This is a genomic window from Rhizobium sp. CF122 (assembly GCF_000282035.1).
In the GTDB taxonomy this organism is placed as follows: Bacteria; Pseudomonadota; Alphaproteobacteria; order Rhizobiales; family Rhizobiaceae; genus Rhizobium.
Window position 1 is genome coordinate 50,740 of sequence record NZ_AKKA01000095.1, and the last position, 19,736, is coordinate 70,475.

Consider the following 19,736-nt stretch of genomic DNA (forward strand, 5'->3'; position numbering starts at 1 on the left):
GTAGCCCGGCCCCCGGCGCCTTGCATGCGATCGCATGCGGGGCTGGCGATCAGGAAGCCGCGATCTCGTTCACCGATGCGTCGAAAAAGAGATCGTCACCAAACTCCTCCCCGACGATGCTGCCCAATCCTAACGACAGCGACAGCGCGGCGTCCAAAGGCGTAAACGTCATCGTCACGCGCCGAACGAGCCCGGTCTCGTCACGCTCGATGACACCAACCGCTTCCAGCTCGAGGCCGGTGCGAAGTGTTGCCTTGTATTGCAGGAAATGACGCTGGTCGATCGCCCCATAGAAGGTGGGCGTCTGCGAGGCGTAGAGCGTGCCGACGGCCTCGACCAGATGCTTGATATTGTCACGGCCCGAAACCGGGCGGCGCAGGACCGTCCCTCTCAGTTCGGCGTCACCGGCAAGATCATCGAGGAATGGGTGCTTTTCTCCGTTGCTGCTCGACATGTCGTTTCTCCGGATGGCGCGATTTCTGGGATGGCCGCGTGAGCGCGATCCAAACTCAACTGCGACGTTCCTGAACTTAGTGTGTAATTGCACTTCTAGCAATGAGCCTTGGAGCCGGGTTGTGCCGAGTCCGGCTCTTGTCGGCCGAGCGCGCCAAGGTTCGGACTTGACACTGTGCAATTGCACATTTAGATATGCCCCATGCCGACACCCACTGGTCCCCATCTCTGTTACGCCCTCGCCGCCCGCCAGAACGCGCGGCATCTGAGCCGTCTTTACGACAGTCATCTGGCGCCTGCCGGACTGTCGGTCTCACAGTTCTCCATCCTGTCGCTGCTAGAGGCCTATCAGAGCCTCAAGATTACCAGACTGGCCGAAATGCTGAGCATGGAGCGTACGACGCTCGTCCGCGCGCTGAAGCCGCTGCAGGCGGCCGGTTGGGTTGCGGCCGGCAGAGCCGATAGCGGCCGCGCCTTCGATGTCACCCTCTCCCCCTCGGGCGTTGCAAAGGTGGCGGAGGCCATTCCTCTCTGGGAAGACGCCCAGGCCGCGTTTGAGCGTGAGGTCGGACAGGACCGTGCCGTGCGCATGCGCGATGAAATCCTGGAGCTGAGCCTCGGCGGGTAGCTCCTTTTTTTTACTCAAAACTGTGTAATTACACACATTATGATGCAGCCAAACACAAGGAGATAGAAATGACTGACACGATCCTCGTTACCGGCGCTACCGGTGAGACCGGCCGCTACACCGTCCAACGCCTGCTCGAAAAGGGTCATGCCGTCAGGGCTATGGTCCACAAGGAGGATCAGCGGGCCGAGGCGCTTCGCAGCGACGGCGCGGAGGTCGTGGTCGGCGACCTCTTCGAGCATGACGACGTTATCCGCGCCGCCGCCGGCGCCGCCGCCGCCTATTTCTGCTACCCCGTCCGTCCCGGCATCATCCAGACGACGGCATATTTCGCGGATGCGGCCAGGCGCGCCGGCCTCAAGGCCGTAATCAACATGTCGCAGATCTCCGCGCGCGAGGACTCCAAGAGTCATGCCGCGCGCGATCACTGGATCGCCGAGCGGGTCTTCGACTGGTCGGGCGTTCCCACCATCCATCTGCGGCCGACCTTCTTCTCGCAATGGCTGCTCTACCCGTTCGCACGCAAGACGATCGTCGAACAGAGCATCATCGACCTTCCCTACGGGGCTGGCCGTCATGCTCCCATCGCTGCCGAGGACCAGGCCCGCCTCATCGCAGCGCTGCTGGTGGAGCCGGCCGCCCATATCGGCAAGACCTACACGCTTCATGGGCCGACCGAGCTTGACCAGCCGGGTATCGCCGCAGCCATCAGCGAGGTGCTCGGCCGCAAGATCAGCTACCGGCCGCTGACCATCCCCGCCTACCGCGATCGCCTGGAAAAGTTCGGGCTGCCGGAATTTTTGATCCAGCATTTCTGCGCGATCGCCCTTGATTACCAGAATGGCATCTTCTCGGGCGCCGACAAGATCATCGCCGAAGTGACGGGCGTGCCACCGATGACCGTGCAGGACTTCGTCACCTCGCACCGGGCCGCCTTCAATACGCTGGACGCGGCGGCGTAAGCCGCTTCGGCGCGGGCCGACGAGCATCGGCATCACCGCGTCTGAAAAACCGGCTCCGTCACAAGCTGATGGCGGCGCGATAAACGCGCCGCCCAGCCAGTCTTTCCAGGAGAAACAAGTTGAACATCGACCTATCAGGTAAAGTCGCCCTGGTCACAGGATCCACCGAAGGCATCGGATTTGCCATTGCCGGTGGGCTCCATGAGGCGGGCGGGGCAGTCATCATCAACGGCCGCACCCAGCAAAAGGTCGATGCAGCGGTGGCGCGCCTCGGCGGCCGTGCGCGCGGTCATGCGCTCGACCTCGCAAGCACCGAGGGATGTGACGCCATGATCCGGGCCGAACCCGAGCCAGACATCGTCGTCAGCAATCTCGGCATCTTTCAGCCGCTGGACTTCTTCGAGACCGACGATGCGATCTGGGACCGCCACTGGCAGGTCAACGTCATGGCAGGCGTGCGCCTGGCGCGCGCCTACCTTCCAAAAATGGCTGCCAAGTCGTGGGGGCGCTTCATCTTCCTCGGATCGGAATCCGCCTTCAATATTCCTGTCGAGATGATCCACTACGGCGTCAGCAAGACCGCCGACGTCGCCGTTGCGCGCGGTCTCGCCAAGCGCATGGCTGGCACCGGAGTGACGGTGAACTCGGTGCTACCGGGCCCGACCATGTCCGAAGGCGCCGCCAAGATGCTCAAGGGACATGTCACGGCCGAGCGGTCCTTCGAGCAAGTCGGCATCGACTTCGTCAAGACGCATCGTCCGACCTCCATCATCGAGCGGCCGGCAACGGTCGAGGAAGTCGCGAACATGGTGGTCTATCTCGCCTCCCCCCTCGCATCCGCCACGACCGGTGCGGCGCTGAGAGTCGACGGCGGCGTCGTGGACTCGCTCGTCTAGCGCTCCAGCCAAAGGCTCGCCCGCCAGTTCTCCAGCCTCTCAGACCGCTGAAGAGTGGTCGCCCTGAAGAGATTCGAACTTTCGACCCGTGATTTAATCACGTAGCCGGCAGGGGATCAGTGCCTTCGCTTAGGATTGCGAGATATCTACGGTAGCTAAAAACACGGCCACGCTTGCGACCTGTCACCTCGTCGACAATCCCCAAGCGCTCCAAGTCAGCGAGCGCTGCATTGACAGTCGGTGCGGAAAGGCCTGTCATTTGAACGATCTGATTTGCCGTATGAAAGGGGTTTTGCTGAAAGAGTTCGTGAATACGAAGGGCCGATCCAGCTCTGTCGCTCTCGGTTGTGATTTTCTCCCTGTCCTCCTTGAAAAGATCGACAATCCGAGTGGCAGCTTCAAATGCTTGGTTGGCGGTGTCGGCTACACCTGTCAGGAAGAAGTCTAACCAACCTTCCCAGTTTCCATGTTCACGGACCTCTTGCAGTAATCGATAATATTCCCTTCGATGAGCCTTGAGGTAAAGACTGAGGTAGAGCAATGGTTTGCGTAGAACGCCGTTCACACACAGGTAAAGAGTGACAAGCAGACGACCTATACGGCCATTGCCATCGAGAAATGGATGGATCGTTTCGAACTGGACATGCAGGAGGCCGGCTTTGATCAGTGCCGGTAATCGTGATTGATCGTCATGCATGAAGCGCTCGAACGCATCTAGGCAGCCACCCAATTCCGTCACAGGTGGTGGCACGAAGAGTGCGTTACCGGGTCGCGTGCCTCCAATCCAATTCTGCGAGCGCCGAAACTCTCCTGGATCCTTAGTGCCTCCGCGCCCGCTTTGCAGCAGTCGTGCGTGCATCTCTCGGATCAGGCGCAATGACATTGGCAGCGTTTCCAAACGCTCCAAACCGTACATCATCGCATCAACGTAATTGGAAACCTCACGAATATCATCGACCGGTTGCCACGCTTGAGCCTCGGTCTCAAACCGCAAAAGATCGGAAAGAGTCGACTGTGTACCTTCAATCTGCGAGGAAAGAACTGCCTCTTTTCTCACATACATGTAAAGGAATAGCTCCTGGCGCGGGAGCAGCATTGTGATGCCATCCAGGCGACCGAGCGCACGCTCTGCCAGACTGAGGCGCTGCAATAGCGAAAGGACATCGATGGATGGCTCGGGCGGCAATGGCGGAGGCACGAACGCCCGTACTGTTTCGCTCGCTGCTGTTGTTTCGACAAAACGACCCAGGCGCAAATTAGGTTCGGAATCAGACATAGCCTAATATGAATTCCGTCCGTTATTTAAGCAAGCGCCCTTCTATTTAAATAAGCATCAAGCTTAGGTAAGCGGGCTTAATTAACGTAGATCGTTGTCACTGCGTCAAGCGCAGGCGACCGATTCCAGGCCAGCTCCATGAGACCACGGTGCCGATGGCCGCCATCCGACGGACCGTCCGCCAATACATCATTTCTTAAAACTGCGCTCCTATTCCCGCTCGCCCTCGGCATTGGTGCCGAGAGAAATGGAATGAGCATGACCTAACAAGACCTTTCATCACGTCCTTGTCAGCGAAAAATCTCGGAATTCTGCGAGGTGCGCATCGCGCCGATAGCTCCGAAGCGGGTGCTGGGGAATATCCGCCCTTACCTCATCAGCCTAATTATATACCGCAATCTTCACCTTGATCGCACCGATGTGAAGCTGAATGCCATTGACAATCGGGCATTCGATCCGATCGGCAGATCCTGGGCAATCAATCTCAAACCTAATGATAGTCTTTGCGGCTGCGGATCGGGATTTCTGAACGTAATGTCCTGTGGCAACTTTTGCCATGGCGCGTCTTTCAGGCACAAATCGGAATGCCACTCTTTGTCAATACATGTATAGACATTATTGTTGAACGGTGGTTCTATCCTGCAAAAGTAAGGGGATCATCATGGCCAATACGATGTTCGATCTGGCAGGAAGAGTGGCAGTTGTGACCGGAGCGAGCCGCGGCCTGGGCCAATGGATTGCGCTGGCGCTTGCCGAAGCGGGTGCCGATGTTTGCGTTACGGCGCGCGATCAAAATTCGCTAAGCGAAACCAAAGAGAAGATTGAGGCGCTTAACAGGACCTGCATCACGAGCGCCCAGGATGTGACAGACATCTCGTCCATCGACGAAACGCTAAGCAAGTTCGAAAACATCACTGGCGCTGTCGATATCCTTGTCAACAATGCCGGCTACGAACAGATATCTCCCTCGCTCGACGTCGATGAACAGATCTGGGACAAGATCATCGGCACCAACCTCAAGGGCGCGTTCTTCTGGTCGCAAGCCGCAGCACGCCGGATGTCCCGCCGAGCCCACGGTGGGAGCATAATCAATCTCTGCTCCCTCACGTCCTACGTCGGCATCCCGACCGCTGTGCCCTATGGCTCCTCGAAGTCGGGACTGCTCGGCATGACGCGCGCGCTTTCGGCGGAATGGGCGCCGCTGGGCATCCGCGTGAATGCGGTGGCTCCGGGCTATTTCCGAACAGCGATGACCGAAGGGTTTTATCAGGATAAGGGCTGGTCTGCGAAAATGCTCGACAAGATCCCACAGAAGCGGTTCGGTGATGGTTCCGACATCGGCGGCGCCGTCGTCTTCCTTGCGAGTGGCGCATCGGCCTACATTACTGGCCAATGCATTCCTGTCGACGGCGGCTTTCTGGCGTCGATATAGAAACGGAAATTGACGCTTGACAGCACATGAATGATCATATTGTCTATAGATGTATAGACAACTCTAGACAATAAAAACGGGAACGAAGTCTTCGACTTCCTGGGAATTTGCCGGATAGCCATCCGGCGTCCTCGCACGAACAGCTTGCAGGGTATTGCGCCGGTGGCCACCGACTTGCGGTGCGTTTCAGCATGACCTGTAGGGACGATACATCGTCGCGCCGTCAGGGCGCGGACGACAGCGGCTGTCTGCGCCTCTGTGCGCCAACAAGGGTATGAGCAATGACCGACGTCACTTTTCATGAATATTCCAATCTTGGACCGGATGAGCAGGCCGCGCTCTTGCGACGGTCTGAAACAGACATCTCGGGCTTCATCGAGAAAGTGACACCAATCCTTGAGGCCGTGCGCACCGAGGGTGACCGCGCCGTTGCCCGCTTCGGCCGCGACCTCGACAAGGCAAATATTACAGAAGCAACGATCAAGGCAACGGATGCGGAATTCGACGCCGCCTTCAAGCTCGTCAGCGAAGATGTGATCGAGGCCATCACCTTCGGCATCGAGAATATTCGTCATTTTCATGAAGAGCAGAAGCCCGAGGCCATGTGGCTGAAGGAGATCAAGCCAGGCGCCTTTGCCGGCGACCGCTTCACCCCGATCAAGTCCGCCGCCCTCTACGTTCCGCGCGGCAAAGGTTCGTTTCCGTCGGTCACGATGATGACCTCCGTGCCGGCCGTCGTGGCAGGTGTTCCGAATCTGGCGATCGTCACTCCGCCTGCCCCGGACGGTAGCGTGGACGCCGCAACGCTCGTGGCAGCGCGTCTGGCCGGCGTGGAAACTGTCTACAAGGTAGGCGGCGCTCAGGCAGTCGCAGCGGTTGCCTACGGGACGGAAACGATCAAGCCGGCTCTGAAGATCGTTGGGCCGGGAAGCCCTTGGGTGGTCGCAGCCAAGCGGAGCCTGTCAGGCATCATCGACACGGGCCTGCCTGCTGGCCCTTCGGAAGCGATCATTTTCGCGGACGACACTATCCATGGCGGCCTTGCCGCGCTCGATCTCCTGATCGAGGCCGAGCATGGTCCCGACTCTTCCGCCTATCTCGTGACCCATAGCCGCCGCGTGGCCGAGGAGGCCCTCGCCGCGCTGCCTGAGCATTGGGCACGTATGACCGAACAGCGCGTCCAGTTCTCGAGTGCCGTCCTTTCGGGCAAATGCGGTGGGATCATCCTCACCTCCTCGATCGAGGAAAGCTACGACTTCGTCAACGCCTACGCGCCGGAGCATCTCGAAATCCTCTCGCAGGATCCCTTCGCCCATCTCGGACAGATCACGGAGGCTGCAGAAATCCTCATGGGTCCACATACCCCTGTCAGCATCGCCAATTTCTGCCTCGGTCCAAATGCCGTGCTGCCGACGAGCCGCTGGGCGCGCACGTTCGGCCCGCTGTCGGTGACCGATTTTGTGAAGCGCAGTTCGATCGGCTACGTGACAGCGTCGGCCTATCCCGAGTTTGCGAAGCGTGCCCATACGCTTGCGGAGTATGAAGGCTTCTCATCTCACGCGTATGCGGTCTCGGCGGTCCGCGACGACTATCTGCCAAAGCGGGGCTGATTGGATGAAGGCGGTCCGGCTTTACGACGCGCTTGATCTTAGGGTCGAAGAAGTCGGCAGACCTCTGTCGCCCCCGGAAGGTTACGTGACGATTGATGTTCGCGCCGTGGGCATCTGCGGCTCGGACCTTCACAACTACAGAACCGGCCAGTGGATCAGCAGGCGTCCATCCACCGCTGGACACGAGTTCTGCGGTCGCGTCTCCGCAATTGGTGAGGGCGTCGAAGGTCTCGCGATCGGTGACCTCGTCGCAGCTGACTCCCGCCTTTACTGTGGCCAATGTGAAGCATGCAGATCAGGCCGCACCAATATCTGCGAACATCTCGGTTTCGTCGGCGAGGTATGCGACGGAGGATTTGCGGAGCAGGCCCAACTACCCGCTCGTCTGGTTTTCAAGCACGAGCCGTCACTTGATCCTGCAGTGGCGGCCATGGCCGAACCTTTGGCCGTCGCCCTTCATGCGGTACGACGGCTCAATCCGCCCCAAGGCGAAGCGATTATTCTTATCGGTTGCGGGACAATCGGCGGTCTCTGCGGTTTGCTGCTTTCACATCTCCACGATGGGAAGCTGTTGTTTGCGGATTTGAATGGCAGTCGTGCCGAAATGGTGGCCGGCCTCTGCGGAGGCTCGGTGGTCTTGCTGGATAAGTCGCAAGCAAGGACTGCTCTCGGCAACGCGCGACTGCGTTATGCGGTGGATGCAACGGGGAGCACAAAGGCCATCGCGCAAGGCATCGAACTTCTGGACGGGGGCGGCGCCTTCGCTCTTGTGGGCATTAGTCATGGGAAACTGGATCTGGATCCCAATGTCCTGGTCGAGCGCGAGATTTCCCTCGTTGGCTGCCACGCCTTTGAAGACGAACTCGTCGACGCCATCGCGCTGTTGCCAAAACTGCAGTCCTCACTTCTGCAATTCAGCGAGATCCGGAGCTCACTCGACGAAATTCCTGACGCGTACTACCGACTGATCGATGGTCGCTCAACCAAATTAAAAACGATCATTCGAATAGCCGATTGATCGAGCATACGCCTCGGCGTGAGACGGAGATAGAAATTGCCCGGTCTTTCAAACACCGCGCGTCCGCTTTACGAAAAAGTCAAGGACTTCGTCCTCGACAATATCGGAAACGGCAGTTGGCCACAGAATGAAAAGCTCCCGTCCGAGCATGAATTGACGTCTTCGCTCGGGGTTTCTCGCATGACGGTTCATCGCGCGCTTCGCGAACTGACTGCCGAAGGCTATCTGCGCAGGGTCCAGGGCGTCGGGACATTCGTGTCGCCTCCCAAGGCGCAGTCGACCCTCATCGAGATCAGCAATATCATCACCGAGATCAAAGCGCGTGGAAGCCAACACCGCGCGGAGGTGATCCTGCTCGAGCGGATCGAGCGGCCGGATCAAATGCTATTGGACGCGTTCGAGTTCAGAAAGCTTTGCCCCGTCGATCACTCGATGGTCGTTCACTACGAGAATGGCGTCCCTGTTCAACTGGAGGAGCGTTACGTCAATACAGAGCTCGTGAAGAACTATCTCGATCAGGATTTTACGTCCATCGGCACCTACGATTACCTGCAGCACAGCACGCCGCTAACCGAGGTCGAGCATCTCATCAGCGCGATCCCGGCGACGGAGAGACATGCACGCCTCCTACATATTCGTGAGCGGGACAGCTGCCTGGTTCTCAACCGAAAAACGTGGACGGGGCAGGCGATCGCAACGGTCAATACCTTCACCTATGTCGGCAGCCGCTACCCGCTCGGCAGCAGATACTTGCCGCCCAAAAAATGAAAACCTTCGCGTCATTCCAGGAGTGAGAGATCATGGGGCAGCCCAACAGTCGGACCGCAGCCATCCGGGAAAAAGCCAACAAGCGCGACGGCAGTGCCGAAGCTCTTCTTGCCGACCTGTTGCGAGATCTGTTTGGGATCGAAGCACGTGATCTGGCGATCAACCACGACCAATACAGCCTCAATTCGCTGAATGGGTTCTTTGAGGCCGACCGGAAGCCGTACTTCTTCAAATTCCATCAGGAGGAAAATGAGGAGGAGATGAGCGGCGAGTACTATCGCGCCGATATCCTTGCCAAAGCCGGCCTGCCGGTAGACCAGCCGATAATGATGTCGACTCTTCCGGGCGAACAGATCCTCGTCTACAGACGCAGGACGGATCCGCGCTTTTCTGATGTTCTGCGCGCGCTCGACGAGCTTCATGATAAGGAAATGGCAAGCCAGGCCGTACATGCGGAGCGCAGGCTCAATGAGGCCGTCCTGTCCGTCTATCTGAAGACGCTGCATCCGGTCACGCCTGACCAAGTCGCAAAGGAGCCGATCCACCGGCTGTTCTACGACCGGCTGGTCACTGCGCCCGACGGGACGTATCCCGGTGGCCGGCTGGCGAGCTTTTATGTCGGCAAGGCGTTTGAATTTCCCGGCGTGACGCTTTCCTGGGACGCACTCTCGAAAGCCCGCTTTGCCATCAATGGCATCGAATACCGCAACACGCTTGGGGAGCTGTTCGACGCCGCGCATGAAAGACTGAACCCTGTCCGTCTGGCGGATAGTGGCGGGGTGACGGGACACGGCGACGCTCATAACGCCAATGTCTGGTTCGAACGGCAGGAAGGGCGCGCAAGCCTGTCGTTCTTTGACCCAGCCTTTGCCGGCGAGCACATCCCGACGCTTCTGGCCGAGGTGAAGACGACCTTCCACAATATCCTCGCCCATCCCTACTGGCTCTATGATCCGGCTCTTGCCGAACAGAAATTCAACGCGACAGCCAGGTACGACAACGGCCGTCTCTTTGCGGATTTCGACTGGACGCTAAGCCCGGTTCGAGCCGCACTTCTGGAAACGAAGGCCGAAGCAATGTGGAAGCCATTGCTTGCCGCCCTCAAGCAGCGGGACATGCTTCCTTCTGATTGGCGAAAGGTCGTCCGGCTCGGACTTTTCCTCTGCCCGACACTTGTCATGAATCTTCGGGCCGGTGCGACAAGCCACAATCCGACATCCTCCCTGATCGGCCTTTCAGTGGCGATGATGGTAGGGGCGGAGCCTGATGATGGCGCGGACCTGGTAACCCGCTTCCTCGCAAAGATAGATCCGGAGGGGTAGATTGTGACGATCGTCAATATCGATGACCTCCGGCTGGCCGCTCGCCGGCGATTGCCTAAGCTCTTCTTCGATTACATCGACGGTGGCTCCTTTGCGGAGGAAACCTATCGTCGAAACAAGGACGATTTCTCGCTTTTGCGGCTGCGTCAGCACGTTCTCGTCGACTATGCCGAGCCTGATCTGTCGACCGAATACCTCGGACGGCGACATCCTCTTCCCTTTATGCTGGGACCGGTCGGTCTCCTGGGTCGAGCCTATGCTTACGCTCTTGCACCTGCAGGCCAGGCCCGCGTCGACCGTGCGATCGAGACATTGCGTCGCGTGTTCTCGATTACCTCGGCTTTGATGGGTGTGAGCTCGATCGCCGACCTAAAGAAACGTGGCTCGCATCTGAACTCAAACAGTGACCGCGAACGCCGGCGAAAGGAGACAAACACTTACATACGATATTCGCCCGTCATGACTTTGATGGGTGGGCATCAGACTTCAGAAGATGAAAGCTGTATGATCCGTTAAAATCATCAAAAGAGGGGTTCCCAATGAACTACAAATCCATCAGCAAGCAGTTTGCCCGCGCAGCGATCGCGCTCGGGATCGTCGGCGTTCTTGCCAGTGCGCAGGCAAACGCCCAGGATCAAATCCCGTCCAAGCCGGAGCCGGGCACCTTCAAGATCGGCATCGAGCCATGGCTCGGTTACGGTCAGTGGCACGTCGCCGCCAGCAAAGACCTGTTCAAGAAAGCCGGCCTTGAGGATGTCGAGCTTGTCAACTTCAGCGAAGACAAGGACATCAACGCAGCACTTGCCAGCGGTCAGCTCGACGCTGCCAATATCGCCACGCACACGGCCATGGGCATGGTCGCCGCCGGCCTGCCGGTGAAGATCGTCTCACTTCTCGATTTCAGCCTGAAGGCGGACGCAATCCTTGCCGGAAGCGACATCAAGAGCGTCGCTGACCTCAAGGGTAAGAACATCGCCTTCGAGGAAGGCACGACAAGCGACATCCTGCTGAACTACGCGCTTGCCAGCAACGGCATGACGATCGACGATATCGTGCGCGTGCCAATGCCCGCAGCTGATGCCGGAACGGCATTGATTGCAGGCCGTGTTCCCGTCGCTGTCACCTACGAGCCTTACATTTCAACGGCGCTGGCCCAGGACAAGAACATCAAGCTGCTTTTTGAAGCCGGCAAGGATCCGGGCCTTGTCTCCGACGTCCTCGTCGTTCGCGAGGAGGTGCTGAAGCAGAAGCCTGGGCAGGTTCTGGCCATGATCAAGGCCTGGGATGCGGCCCTGGCCGACTACAAGGCCAATACCGAGGAGGACCGCACCATCATATCGAAGGCCGTGGGCGCCTCCCCGGATGATCTGAAAACGGCTTTCGACGGCGTCCAGTACTATACCTCTGCTGAAGCAGCCAAGGCCTTTGCCGGTGACTTCAAGACCAAGACCTTCGCCGACGTTCTGAGGGCGGCCAAAACAGCCGGCCTCGTGACCCAGGACGTTTCCGCCGACGCCATGATCGACACATCGTTTGTCGATGCAGCGAACAAGTGACCTCTGGCCACCAACGGGACCGTAATGTCTAGCTCAGAATTGTCGTCGACAACGAAGGAAAGGCCCCGCGCGCAATCGCGCGCGGGCGTCGGTAGACCACCCAGTGCCTTTCGGATCGGGGATCCGATCAGCGGCCGGTCGTTTTTTCTGATTGCGGTTGCCGTTTTTGCGCTGCTCTTTGCCGTGTGGTGGGTTGCTACCGTCACCGGATGGGTAAAGCCCATCTTCCTGCCCTCGCCCGGAGCGGTGTGGGCCAAGATGGTGGAACTGGCGATGGATGGCACGCTGTGGACCGATGCCGGGATCAGCATCTATCGAATGCTCGTCGGTTTTCTGATTGCATCGGCCCTGGCGATCCCGATCGGGATCATGATCGGCTGTTTCAAGACCTGGGAAGCGGCCATCGAGCCCTTCGTGGACTTCGTCCGCTATATGCCAGTCGTCGCCTTTGTCCCGCTGACCATTCTGTGGGCCGGAACAAGCGATATCCAGAAGTTCGTCATCATCTTTATCGGAACCTTCTTCCAGCAGGTGCTGATGGTCATGGACAGCGTCAAGCGTGTGCCAACCGACTTCGTCGGACTGGGCCGTACACTCGGCATGTCGGAGACCAAGATCCTGCGCCGCATCGTCCTGCCGTCCGCCCTCCCCGGCATCTGGGACACGCTGCGCATCAGTCTTGGCTGGGCCTGGACCTGGCTTGTGCTGGCAGAGCTTGTCGCGGCGACATCCGGCCTCGGCTATCGCATCGTCGTCTCTCAGCGATATTTCCAGACGCAGACGATCATTGGTTACATCTTGCTCCTTGGCTTGCTCGGTCTGATCACAGACCAGAGCATGAAGGCCCTCGAGCGTGTCTTCTTCCGTTACGCTTCGAGGCATTGAGATGAGCGAATCCAAACTTAAGATTGAGGGTCTCGACAAGTGGTATGGTGGCAGGAAGAACCGCGTTCATGCGCTCAGCAGTATCGACTTGGAACTTGCCGACAACGAGTTCGTCTCCCTGGTCGGCGCATCCGGCTGCGGCAAGAGTACGCTGCTGTCTATCGTGGCTGGACTTCAGGGCTTCGACAATGGCGTTCTTCTGACGGACGGTGCGCCGATCGTCGGCCCAGGGCTCGATCGCGGCGTTGTCTTCCAATCCTACACACTGCTGCCGTGGCTGACTGCACAACAGAATGTGGAATTTGCCCTGCAGGCGGCCGGGCGGCCGGCAGCCGAGTGCAGAGATGTCGCCCGTCAGCACATTGAACTGGTGAAGCTCACCAAGTTCGCCGATGCATTTCCGTCGCAACTGTCGGGCGGGATGAAGCAGCGCGTCGCCATTGCACGGGCCCTTTCCTATCGCCCGAAAATGCTATTGATGGATGAGCCGTTCGGCGCACTTGACGCGTTGACCCGACACCAGATGCAGGAACTCTTGACGCAGATCTGGGAGGAGCATCGGCTGACCGTTCTCTTCGTCACCCACGACGTGGAAGAGGCCGTCTATCTGTCCGACCGGATCGTCGCGATGAGTATCAATCCGGGACGCATCAACGCGACCTTCCACGTCGGGCTCGCCCGTCCACGGAGCCAGGACATGATTTCGACGTCGGAATTCGTTGCTCTTCAAAAGCAGGTGCTTGCCGCAATCCGCGCCGGATCGCAAAGCGAATTGGAACATTGATTCCGCCAATGCGGGGCGGCGGCTGAAGCAGCTCGCATTTGACCTCAATTCAAAGGATAAGCCATGTTCGAAACCCTCACTGCCGCGCCGCCGGACAAGATCCTCAGCCTCTCGGTTCTGTACAAAAATGACGCACGGCCGACGAAAATGGATCTCGGCGTCGGCGTCTACAAGGATTCGCAGGGTGCGACCGTCATCATGCGGGCCGTGCGTGACGCCGAGAAGCGCCTTTATGAAAGCCAGACGACCAAGACCTATATCGGCATGGCAGGCGATGAAGGTTTCAACAAGGCCATGCTGAAGCTGGTCTTTGGCGAGAAGGCCGATCTCTCGCGCATGTTCGCCTGCCAGACAGCGGGCGGCTCGGGCGCGCTCCGCACGATCGCCGACCTGCTTGTAAAGGCCCGGCCTGACGCCACCGTCTGGCTCTCCGATCCGACCTGGGTGAATCATGTGCCGATCCTGAAGGCTGCAGGCTTCAAAACCGCGACCTATCCCTATTTCGATCCAGTCAGCGGCACGGTGAAGGCCGATGCCATGCTCGAGGGATTGAAGCAGGCGAAGGCCGACGACATCATCCTACTGCATGGCTGCTGCCACAACCCGACCGGCGCCAACTTGACGATCGAGCAGTGGGGTCGGGTCGTGGATCTTCTCGTCGAACGTGATCTTTTCCCCTTCGTCGATCTTGCCTATCAAGGCTTCGGCAACGGTTTGGAGGAAGACGCCGCCGCCGTTCGCCTACTCGCAAGCAGGGTGCCGGAAATGGCTGTCGCCACCTCTTGCTCGAAGAATTTTTCGGTCTACCGCGACCGCGTCGGCGCCGTTATCCTGATGGGCAAGAACGCAGAAAGCGTAAAGATCGCCGGCAGTCAGGCGCTCGCTACCACTCGCGTGCTGTATTCCATGCCGCCGGACCATGCCGCCGCCGCCGTCCGCCTTATCCTCGAGGACGATACACTGCGCGCCGACTGGAAGTCCGAACTCGAAGCTATGCGGCTTCGTATGCTCAACCTGCGCAAGGGCTTTGCCGAGGCGCTCCGTCGCCAGTCCAACTCCTCGCGCTTCGACTTTATTGCCGACCACCGGGGTATGTTCTCGCGGCTCGGCCTGACCGAAGCGCAGGTCGACCGCCTGCGAGATGAGTTCGGCATCTATATGGTTGGTGATTCCCGCTTCAATGTCGCAGGCCTCAGGGAAGACCGGCTCGACGACCTCGCCAAGGCCGTTGTCTCGGTGCTCTGAGCCCAAGAACCTTTGTCAGCTCAGTGGGCGAAGCTGCGGGCGCGTTCTGCTAACTTGAACGGGTAAATCTGCAAATTGAAGCGTCAACGCCATTCGCTATCGTGGCAACGCGTTCTGAGACGGAGGATCGTCTCAAGTAGATTTGAAGTTCGGGCTCTCCATGCTCTTGAAAGGAACCCAACCGCACACTCGCAATTAATCGGCGCCGAAGCCCGGAAACGATTCCTTTCGATCGACCAGCGACTTATCGTCGCCACTGCCGAGATTGCTTTGCGCTCCATGGGCCATCCCTTGGGAATGGACCAGCGTCCATTGTCGCGCGATGTGATGACCAGTATTTCAATCGAGGTTCGGTTATCCTTGTGGCGGAAGCACAAGGCGGCATGAACCCTGACGCAAATATCTGCCCAAGCCGAGCGGCGCGATTGCAACTCTTGCGGCGACGCTACACCTTCGTCCATCATCGTGCCAGCGGTATGTGAACAACCGAGGAGGGTCTCGTGAGTGACAGTGAACGACAAAAGATGGCCGCTGGAGAATGGTATTGCTGCTTCGACCCGGAGCTCGACGCTCTGCGCGTGCTTGCGCGCAAGGCAGTGCATCAGCACAACACACTGGATCCCGAAAACCGGGGCAACATTGCGCCAGCGCTAAGGGCGCTTTTTGCTGAGGCACCGGACGATGCTTTCATTGAGGCGCCGTTCCATTGCGCGTACGGCATGAACATTGCACTCGGCCACCGTGTCTATCTCAATGCCGGCTGCACCATCCTGGACACGGCGAGCGTGCGGATCGGCGAAGGGTCCATGCTGGGGCCTGGCGTCCACATCTACTGTGCCGACCATCATAGGGATCCGGCTCTTAGGCGCAGCGGGCTGCAGATTGACCGGCCCGTGGCGATCGGTACCGACGTCTGGATCGGCGGGGGCGCTATCATCCTTGGCGGTGTGATGATCGGCGACGGCGCCATCGTCGGCGCCGGTTCAGTCGTCACCCGCGACATCGCGGAAGGCGCAACGGTGGTTGGAAACCCCGCGCGGGAGGTCTGACGGACAAAGCCGCCACTTCGATGGTGGGCTCGAAGCGAGTGCTACTGGCGCCGCCGACGGCGAAGGTCGCGTCAGATTGATCCGACCAATCAGCTACCCTCCGGCGAAGGGATGCAAGTCTTAGCCGCCTCCCCCTTCACCGGAGAACTGGTCCGGGTTCGGCCAGCTTCCAGTTCCGTGACCGGCCAACCACCCAGCGCCCACCCGCTGCTTCGGATATCCGCGAGCCGCTGCTGATGCGGCCGAGCTGCTCGGTCAGTTTTCACAATGACCGGCTTCAAGAGAATCGAACGAAGATCCTAAAGACCTTCAGCATTGCCGCTCATACGCCCTTCTCACTCCATCCGCTCTTTTCGAAATGAGCGACACGATTCCCACATGTTGGAAAAGAGCGATTTCACCGCCCGGTTTTTGCGGTGAGAAGAAGCGCACCGTCACGGTTCCGAACATGCTGTCGTCAAAACCCTGCAAACATTTGAAAAGTTTGTTGAGCAAGCTTTTTGAGTTCGGGCAAACGATCGAATGCAAGCGTCCGCCGTTAATATCCCGCTTCACGCACATGGCGGAACGCCAATACGAAAACCTCGTTCTTCACCGGAACATACCGATAAAGCGCAGCGTAACCAGCAGCACCAAACTCAATGATCAATTCACGCAACTCGGGATCGTCACCGAAGGGGCGCCCCATTTCGGGCGCCGTTTCCAACAAAAGGAAATGATGGGCAATCGCTTCGGCGGCTTTGCGGGCCGCGTTGGGATTTTTAGCTGTTAGGAAGGTGCGGCAGCGGTCAAGGCCAACAACCGCGCCTTCGGTTAGGACTACTCGTGGCACTTCGGCGCTTCCGTCTCAGTATCAGTGCCCCAGGTCGAAAGCCAGGAGCGGGCTTCCGCTCCCGTGAGATACCGTCCGTTTTCCTGATAAGCCTCCCATGATGCCAAAGCTTCCTGCTTGAAGCTCTCCCGCGCCTCCTCGCGCTCTACATATTGCTTGAGGGCTTCGCGCATGATCCAATGTGCAGAACGCTGTCTGGTTTCGGCCAAACGTTGGATACGGCCCTTGAGGTCGTCATCGATCTTGATCGAGGTCGCCATGTCTGCAGCCTTTATTCGAAGGTGATACCTTGTGATAATATAAGAAACCCATCTCGTCCTGTCCATGCGCAAAGCGTTGCGCGGCGAGCTTCCGCTTCATCTCGGCCCAGCCGAGATGAAGCGAGGCGACATTGGAAAATATCGGTATCGTCACCAAACTCGCAAACGGCGCATATGAAGGCCGCCTGGTCACTCTCTCCATCAAGGCCCCGATCCGGATTGTGCCCATCACCGCCTCAAAGCCCAACGCACCCACCTTCCGCATCATGAGCGAAGGCGCCGAAGTCGGGGCCGGCTGGATCAGGCAGAACAGGGAAACCGGCGACGACTACCTCTCGCTCACCGACACGCCCGAGCTGACCCGCAAGATCTACGCCAACCTCGGGATTGCCGCCGGCCAGGACGACCAAGACGTCTTTGCCATCATCTGGAACCGGCCGGTTCACTGAAGCGGCTTTGCCGATCCGCCAAGGCGGATCCGCATCCCGCCCTCACCGCGCCGGAATGACGTGGCGCGGGCGCGGGCGACAGTCGCAGGCACTCGGACATATTGCGCGGCGCCAAGATCGTGGTCGTAGTCGCCGAGATGGAACTGCAGGCCGCTCAGGATGCGCTCGCACGCCTCGATGATCTTCTTGCGGTCCTTGATCGGATTGCTGTGGAAGAGTTCGTTGCGGGTTTCCTTGATGACCCGCATGTGGCCGGACGACGACGGCAGGTTGTCGAACATGATTGGAAGAGCAGCTCAGTCATCGGATCGAAACGCCCGTCGTGCCGATCATCCACGCCCTGGCCGATGTCAACGATCAGCTTTCCCGTGGCAGACCATTCTTCGTTGACATCGCCAAGGACGGCGTCGTCCTCTACGAGAAACCTGGCCATCCGCTGGCTGAGCCAAAGCCCCTCACGGTTGAGGAGGCGCATCGCGAGGCCGCGAGCTACTTTGAGCAGAGGTATCAGTTATCACTGGACGCATTGAAGGTCGCTGACTTCAGTATTTCCAACGGTATCTGGCGAGACGGCGCATTCATGCTGCATCAAGCCACTGAACGTGCCTATCATTGCGCCCTGCTGACGCTCACCCTCTACAGCCCCAAGTCACATCGAATAAAGGTGTTGCGCTCTCAGGCCGAGGCAGTCGACAGCCGACTGATCGCTGCTTGGCCGCGCGACAGCCGGTTTCCCCGAAGATGCTTCGAATTGCTGTCGCGGGCTTATTTCGAGGCACGATATTCATCGAAATTCGAAATCAGTAAAGAAGAGTTGATTTGGTTGGTTGAGCGCGTTAAGTCCCTGCAGGACCTTGTAGAAGCCATTTGTCGCGAACGGCTTTCTTTGTAGCCATTAATCGAACCGATGTATCCGTAAACTTGCTTCGGCGGCGGCATCTATGGACCGTCGCCGCCATCCATTCCAGAGGAATGATAGGCGAGCTTGGTATCAAAATACCACATTACGGCGTAGCCTAATTTATGGAACTTGAAGAAGCGGCTGCCGAACGATTTGCATTCTTCCCCAGGGGGCAATGTCGCAAGTGCATGAGCGCGCGGACGCAAGTCTTGCCAACGCCCGCCCCGTGTTTCTTAAATCAGTTCGGCCAATACAGCGGCATCGAAGCCCTTTAACGTCCCATAATCGCCGTTTTCGATCTTAGCCGCCCAGTCAGGATCGCTGAGCAAGGCGCGCCCCACAGCGATAAGGTCGAACTCATCGCGATCCATGCGGTCGATCAAGCGATCGAGGCTAGCTGTAGTTGATCCCTTGCCGACAAAAGCGCTGGCAGTAACGTCGCTGTCGAGGCCCACCGATCCGACAGCGATCGTCGCGGCGCCCGTCACTTTCTTGGCCCATCCTGCGCCATTGAGACCATTCTCGCCGTCAATCTCCGGGAATTCGGGCTCCCAGAAGCGACGTTGCGAAACGTGAAGGACATCGACGCCTGCTTCAACCAGAGGCAATAGCCAAGTCTCCATCTCCGCTGGTGTTTCTGCGAGCCGCACGCTGAAATCTTGCTGCTTCCATTGACTGACGCGCATAATGATCGGGAAATCAGGTCCAACCGCTTCGCGCACGGCGCCAACGATCTCGCCAGCAAAGCGCGAGCGTTCCTTAATCGTTGACCCGCCATACCGGTCGGTTCGCCGATTGGTACCCGCCCAGAAGAATTGATCGATCAGATAGCCGTGCGCGCCGTGGATTTCGACAGTATCAAAGCCAAGCCGTTTGGCGTCTGCCGCGGCTTTGGCGAAGGCTGCGACAGTATCGGCGATATCCTCCTCAGTCATCGCAACGCCGCGCGCCTCACCAGGCGCGTTGAGGCCAGACGGGCTTTCCACCGGGGCGCCGGGCTCCCAATTATTGATGTAGCGCGTCGCTCCGGTATGCCAGATCTGTGGCCCCATACGACCGCCAGTGTGGTGAACAGCGTCAATCACTTTCTTCCATCCTTGAAGTGCTGCATCGCCATGAAAGAATGGAATTCCGCTATCGTTGCGCGATGCAGGGCGATCAATCACCGTCCCTTCAGACAGGATCAATCCGGCGCGACCTTCTGCCCGGCGCCGATAGTAGTCAGCACTTGCCGGCCCCGGCACGCCCTCAGGCGAAAAAAGGCGGGTCATGGGCGCCATGACTATGCGATTTCTGAGTTCGAGTGATCGGACGGTGAAGGGGCGAAACAGGCTGCTTGTATCGAGACTGGGCATTAGTAGACTCCGTTGCGTTTAACGGCGCTACTGGTATATTATGTAGACCTAGCGT

General features: G+C 58.7%; 21 protein-coding genes and 1 pseudogene. 16 read left to right on the forward strand and 6 right to left on the reverse strand.

The window, feature by feature from the left end; translation table 11 throughout:
* Window positions 1-49: 49 nt before the first annotated feature.
* A complete protein-coding gene (locus tag PMI09_RS24210; RefSeq protein WP_007800658.1) occupies window positions 50-454 on the reverse strand; it encodes a hypothetical protein in 405 nt (134 codons plus the stop codon).
* A gap of 201 nt (window positions 455-655) precedes the next feature.
* Here PMI09_RS24210 and PMI09_RS24215 point away from each other — a divergent pair, with 201 nt between their 5' ends.
* The 3 genes from PMI09_RS24215 (at window position 656) to PMI09_RS24225 (ending at window position 2,939) form a co-directional block, all read left to right on the forward strand.
* Window positions 656-1,081, forward strand: a complete 426-nt coding sequence (locus PMI09_RS24215; RefSeq protein WP_007800660.1) for a MarR family winged helix-turn-helix transcriptional regulator — start codon at window positions 656-658, stop codon at window positions 1,079-1,081.
* Between the two features lie 68 nt (window positions 1,082-1,149).
* On the forward strand, window positions 1,150-2,043 hold the full coding sequence (locus PMI09_RS24220) for an NmrA family NAD(P)-binding protein (RefSeq protein ID WP_007800662.1): 894 nt from the start codon (window positions 1,150-1,152) through the stop codon (window positions 2,041-2,043).
* 119 nt (window positions 2,044-2,162) lie between these two features.
* Window positions 2,163-2,939 (forward strand): SDR family NAD(P)-dependent oxidoreductase, encoded by a 777-nt coding sequence (locus PMI09_RS24225; RefSeq protein WP_007800664.1) that lies wholly within the window; start codon window positions 2,163-2,165, stop codon window positions 2,937-2,939.
* A gap of 97 nt (window positions 2,940-3,036) precedes the next feature.
* Here the strand turns inward: PMI09_RS24225 and PMI09_RS24230 are convergent, their stop codons facing one another.
* A complete protein-coding gene (locus PMI09_RS24230; protein WP_007800666.1) occupies window positions 3,037-4,215 on the reverse strand; it encodes a Fic family protein in 1,179 nt (392 codons plus the stop codon).
* A 661-nt stretch (window positions 4,216-4,876) separates the two neighbouring features.
* Between PMI09_RS24230 and PMI09_RS24235 the strand changes: the two genes are divergently transcribed.
* The 11 genes from PMI09_RS24235 (at window position 4,877) to PMI09_RS24285 (ending at window position 15,884) form a co-directional block, all read left to right on the forward strand.
* A complete protein-coding gene (locus PMI09_RS24235; RefSeq protein WP_007800668.1) occupies window positions 4,877-5,647 on the forward strand; it encodes an SDR family NAD(P)-dependent oxidoreductase in 771 nt (256 codons plus the stop codon).
* A 281-nt stretch (window positions 5,648-5,928) separates the two neighbouring features.
* A complete protein-coding gene (gene hisD / locus PMI09_RS24240) occupies window positions 5,929-7,257 on the forward strand; it encodes a histidinol dehydrogenase (RefSeq protein WP_007800670.1) in 1,329 nt (442 codons plus the stop codon).
* A 4-nt stretch (window positions 7,258-7,261) separates the two neighbouring features.
* Complete coding sequence (locus PMI09_RS24245; RefSeq protein ID WP_007800672.1) at window positions 7,262-8,275, forward strand: zinc-dependent alcohol dehydrogenase; 1,014 nt, start codon at window positions 7,262-7,264, stop codon at window positions 8,273-8,275.
* Window positions 8,276-8,311: 36 nt separating this feature from the next.
* Window positions 8,312-9,043, forward strand: a complete 732-nt coding sequence (hutC, locus tag PMI09_RS24250; RefSeq protein WP_007800674.1) for a histidine utilization repressor — start codon at window positions 8,312-8,314, stop codon at window positions 9,041-9,043.
* 32 nt (window positions 9,044-9,075) lie between these two features.
* Window positions 9,076-10,365, forward strand: a complete 1,290-nt coding sequence (locus tag PMI09_RS24255) for a hypothetical protein (RefSeq protein ID WP_007800676.1) — start codon at window positions 9,076-9,078, stop codon at window positions 10,363-10,365.
* Between the two features lie 3 nt (window positions 10,366-10,368).
* A complete protein-coding gene (locus PMI09_RS31500) occupies window positions 10,369-10,881 on the forward strand; it encodes an alpha-hydroxy acid oxidase (protein WP_007800677.1) in 513 nt (170 codons plus the stop codon).
* A gap of 23 nt (window positions 10,882-10,904) precedes the next feature.
* Window positions 10,905-11,921 carry an ABC transporter substrate-binding protein gene (locus PMI09_RS24265; protein ID WP_007800679.1) on the forward strand — a complete coding sequence of 339 codons (1,017 nt, stop codon included), beginning with the start codon at window positions 10,905-10,907 and terminating at the stop codon, window positions 11,919-11,921.
* Between the two features lie 24 nt (window positions 11,922-11,945).
* Window positions 11,946-12,806, forward strand: a complete 861-nt coding sequence (locus PMI09_RS24270) for an ABC transporter permease (protein ID WP_007800681.1) — start codon at window positions 11,946-11,948, stop codon at window positions 12,804-12,806.
* 1 nt (window position 12,807) lies between these two features.
* Complete coding sequence (locus tag PMI09_RS24275) at window positions 12,808-13,590, forward strand: ABC transporter ATP-binding protein (RefSeq protein ID WP_007800684.1); 783 nt, start codon at window positions 12,808-12,810, stop codon at window positions 13,588-13,590.
* A gap of 63 nt (window positions 13,591-13,653) precedes the next feature.
* On the forward strand, window positions 13,654-14,835 hold the full coding sequence (locus tag PMI09_RS24280) for an amino acid aminotransferase (protein ID WP_007800686.1): 1,182 nt from the start codon (window positions 13,654-13,656) through the stop codon (window positions 14,833-14,835).
* A gap of 500 nt (window positions 14,836-15,335) precedes the next feature.
* Window positions 15,336-15,884: a sugar O-acetyltransferase gene (locus PMI09_RS24285; RefSeq protein ID WP_007800688.1), complete on the forward strand. Its 549-nt coding sequence runs from the start codon at window positions 15,336-15,338 to the stop codon at window positions 15,882-15,884.
* Between the two features lie 538 nt (window positions 15,885-16,422).
* On the opposite strand, the gene PMI09_RS30670 is transcribed toward PMI09_RS24285, so the two are convergent.
* Together PMI09_RS30670 and PMI09_RS24295 are read right to left on the reverse strand one after the other, a co-directional pair.
* Entirely contained in the window at window positions 16,423-16,716 is a 294-nt protein-coding gene (locus PMI09_RS30670) for a type II toxin-antitoxin system RelE/ParE family toxin (RefSeq protein ID WP_081499108.1), read from the reverse strand.
* On the reverse strand, window positions 16,704-16,976 hold the full coding sequence (locus PMI09_RS24295; protein ID WP_007800693.1) for a CopG family ribbon-helix-helix protein: 273 nt from the start codon (window positions 16,974-16,976) through the stop codon (window positions 16,704-16,706). Before PMI09_RS24295 ends, PMI09_RS30670 begins: the two co-directional genes overlap by 13 nt.
* A gap of 131 nt (window positions 16,977-17,107) precedes the next feature.
* Here PMI09_RS24295 and PMI09_RS24300 point away from each other — a divergent pair, with 131 nt between their 5' ends.
* The gene (locus PMI09_RS24300) at window positions 17,108-17,425 is read left to right on the forward strand and encodes a DUF736 domain-containing protein (RefSeq protein WP_007800696.1); all 318 of its coding nucleotides are present in this window, start codon (window positions 17,108-17,110) and stop codon (window positions 17,423-17,425) included.
* Here PMI09_RS24300 and PMI09_RS31035 read toward each other — a convergent pair.
* Window positions 17,419-17,706 (reverse strand): hypothetical protein, encoded by a 288-nt coding sequence (locus tag PMI09_RS31035; protein WP_007800698.1) that lies wholly within the window; start codon window positions 17,704-17,706, stop codon window positions 17,419-17,421. The two genes, PMI09_RS24300 and PMI09_RS31035, sit on opposite strands and share 7 nt — an antisense overlap.
* Window positions 17,707-17,708: 2 nt before the next feature.
* On the opposite strand from PMI09_RS31035, the pseudogene PMI09_RS24310 reads away from it, so the two are divergent.
* Window positions 17,709-18,317 (forward strand): annotated as a pseudogene (locus PMI09_RS24310) (HEPN domain-containing protein); the annotation flags it as partial.
* A 242-nt stretch (window positions 18,318-18,559) separates the two neighbouring features.
* On the opposite strand, the gene PMI09_RS24315 reads toward PMI09_RS24310, so the two are convergent.
* The gene (locus PMI09_RS24315; RefSeq protein ID WP_007800701.1) at window positions 18,560-19,681 is read right to left on the reverse strand and encodes an NADH:flavin oxidoreductase; all 1,122 of its coding nucleotides are present in this window, start codon (window positions 19,679-19,681) and stop codon (window positions 18,560-18,562) included.
* Window positions 19,682-19,736: the final 55 nt, after the last annotated feature.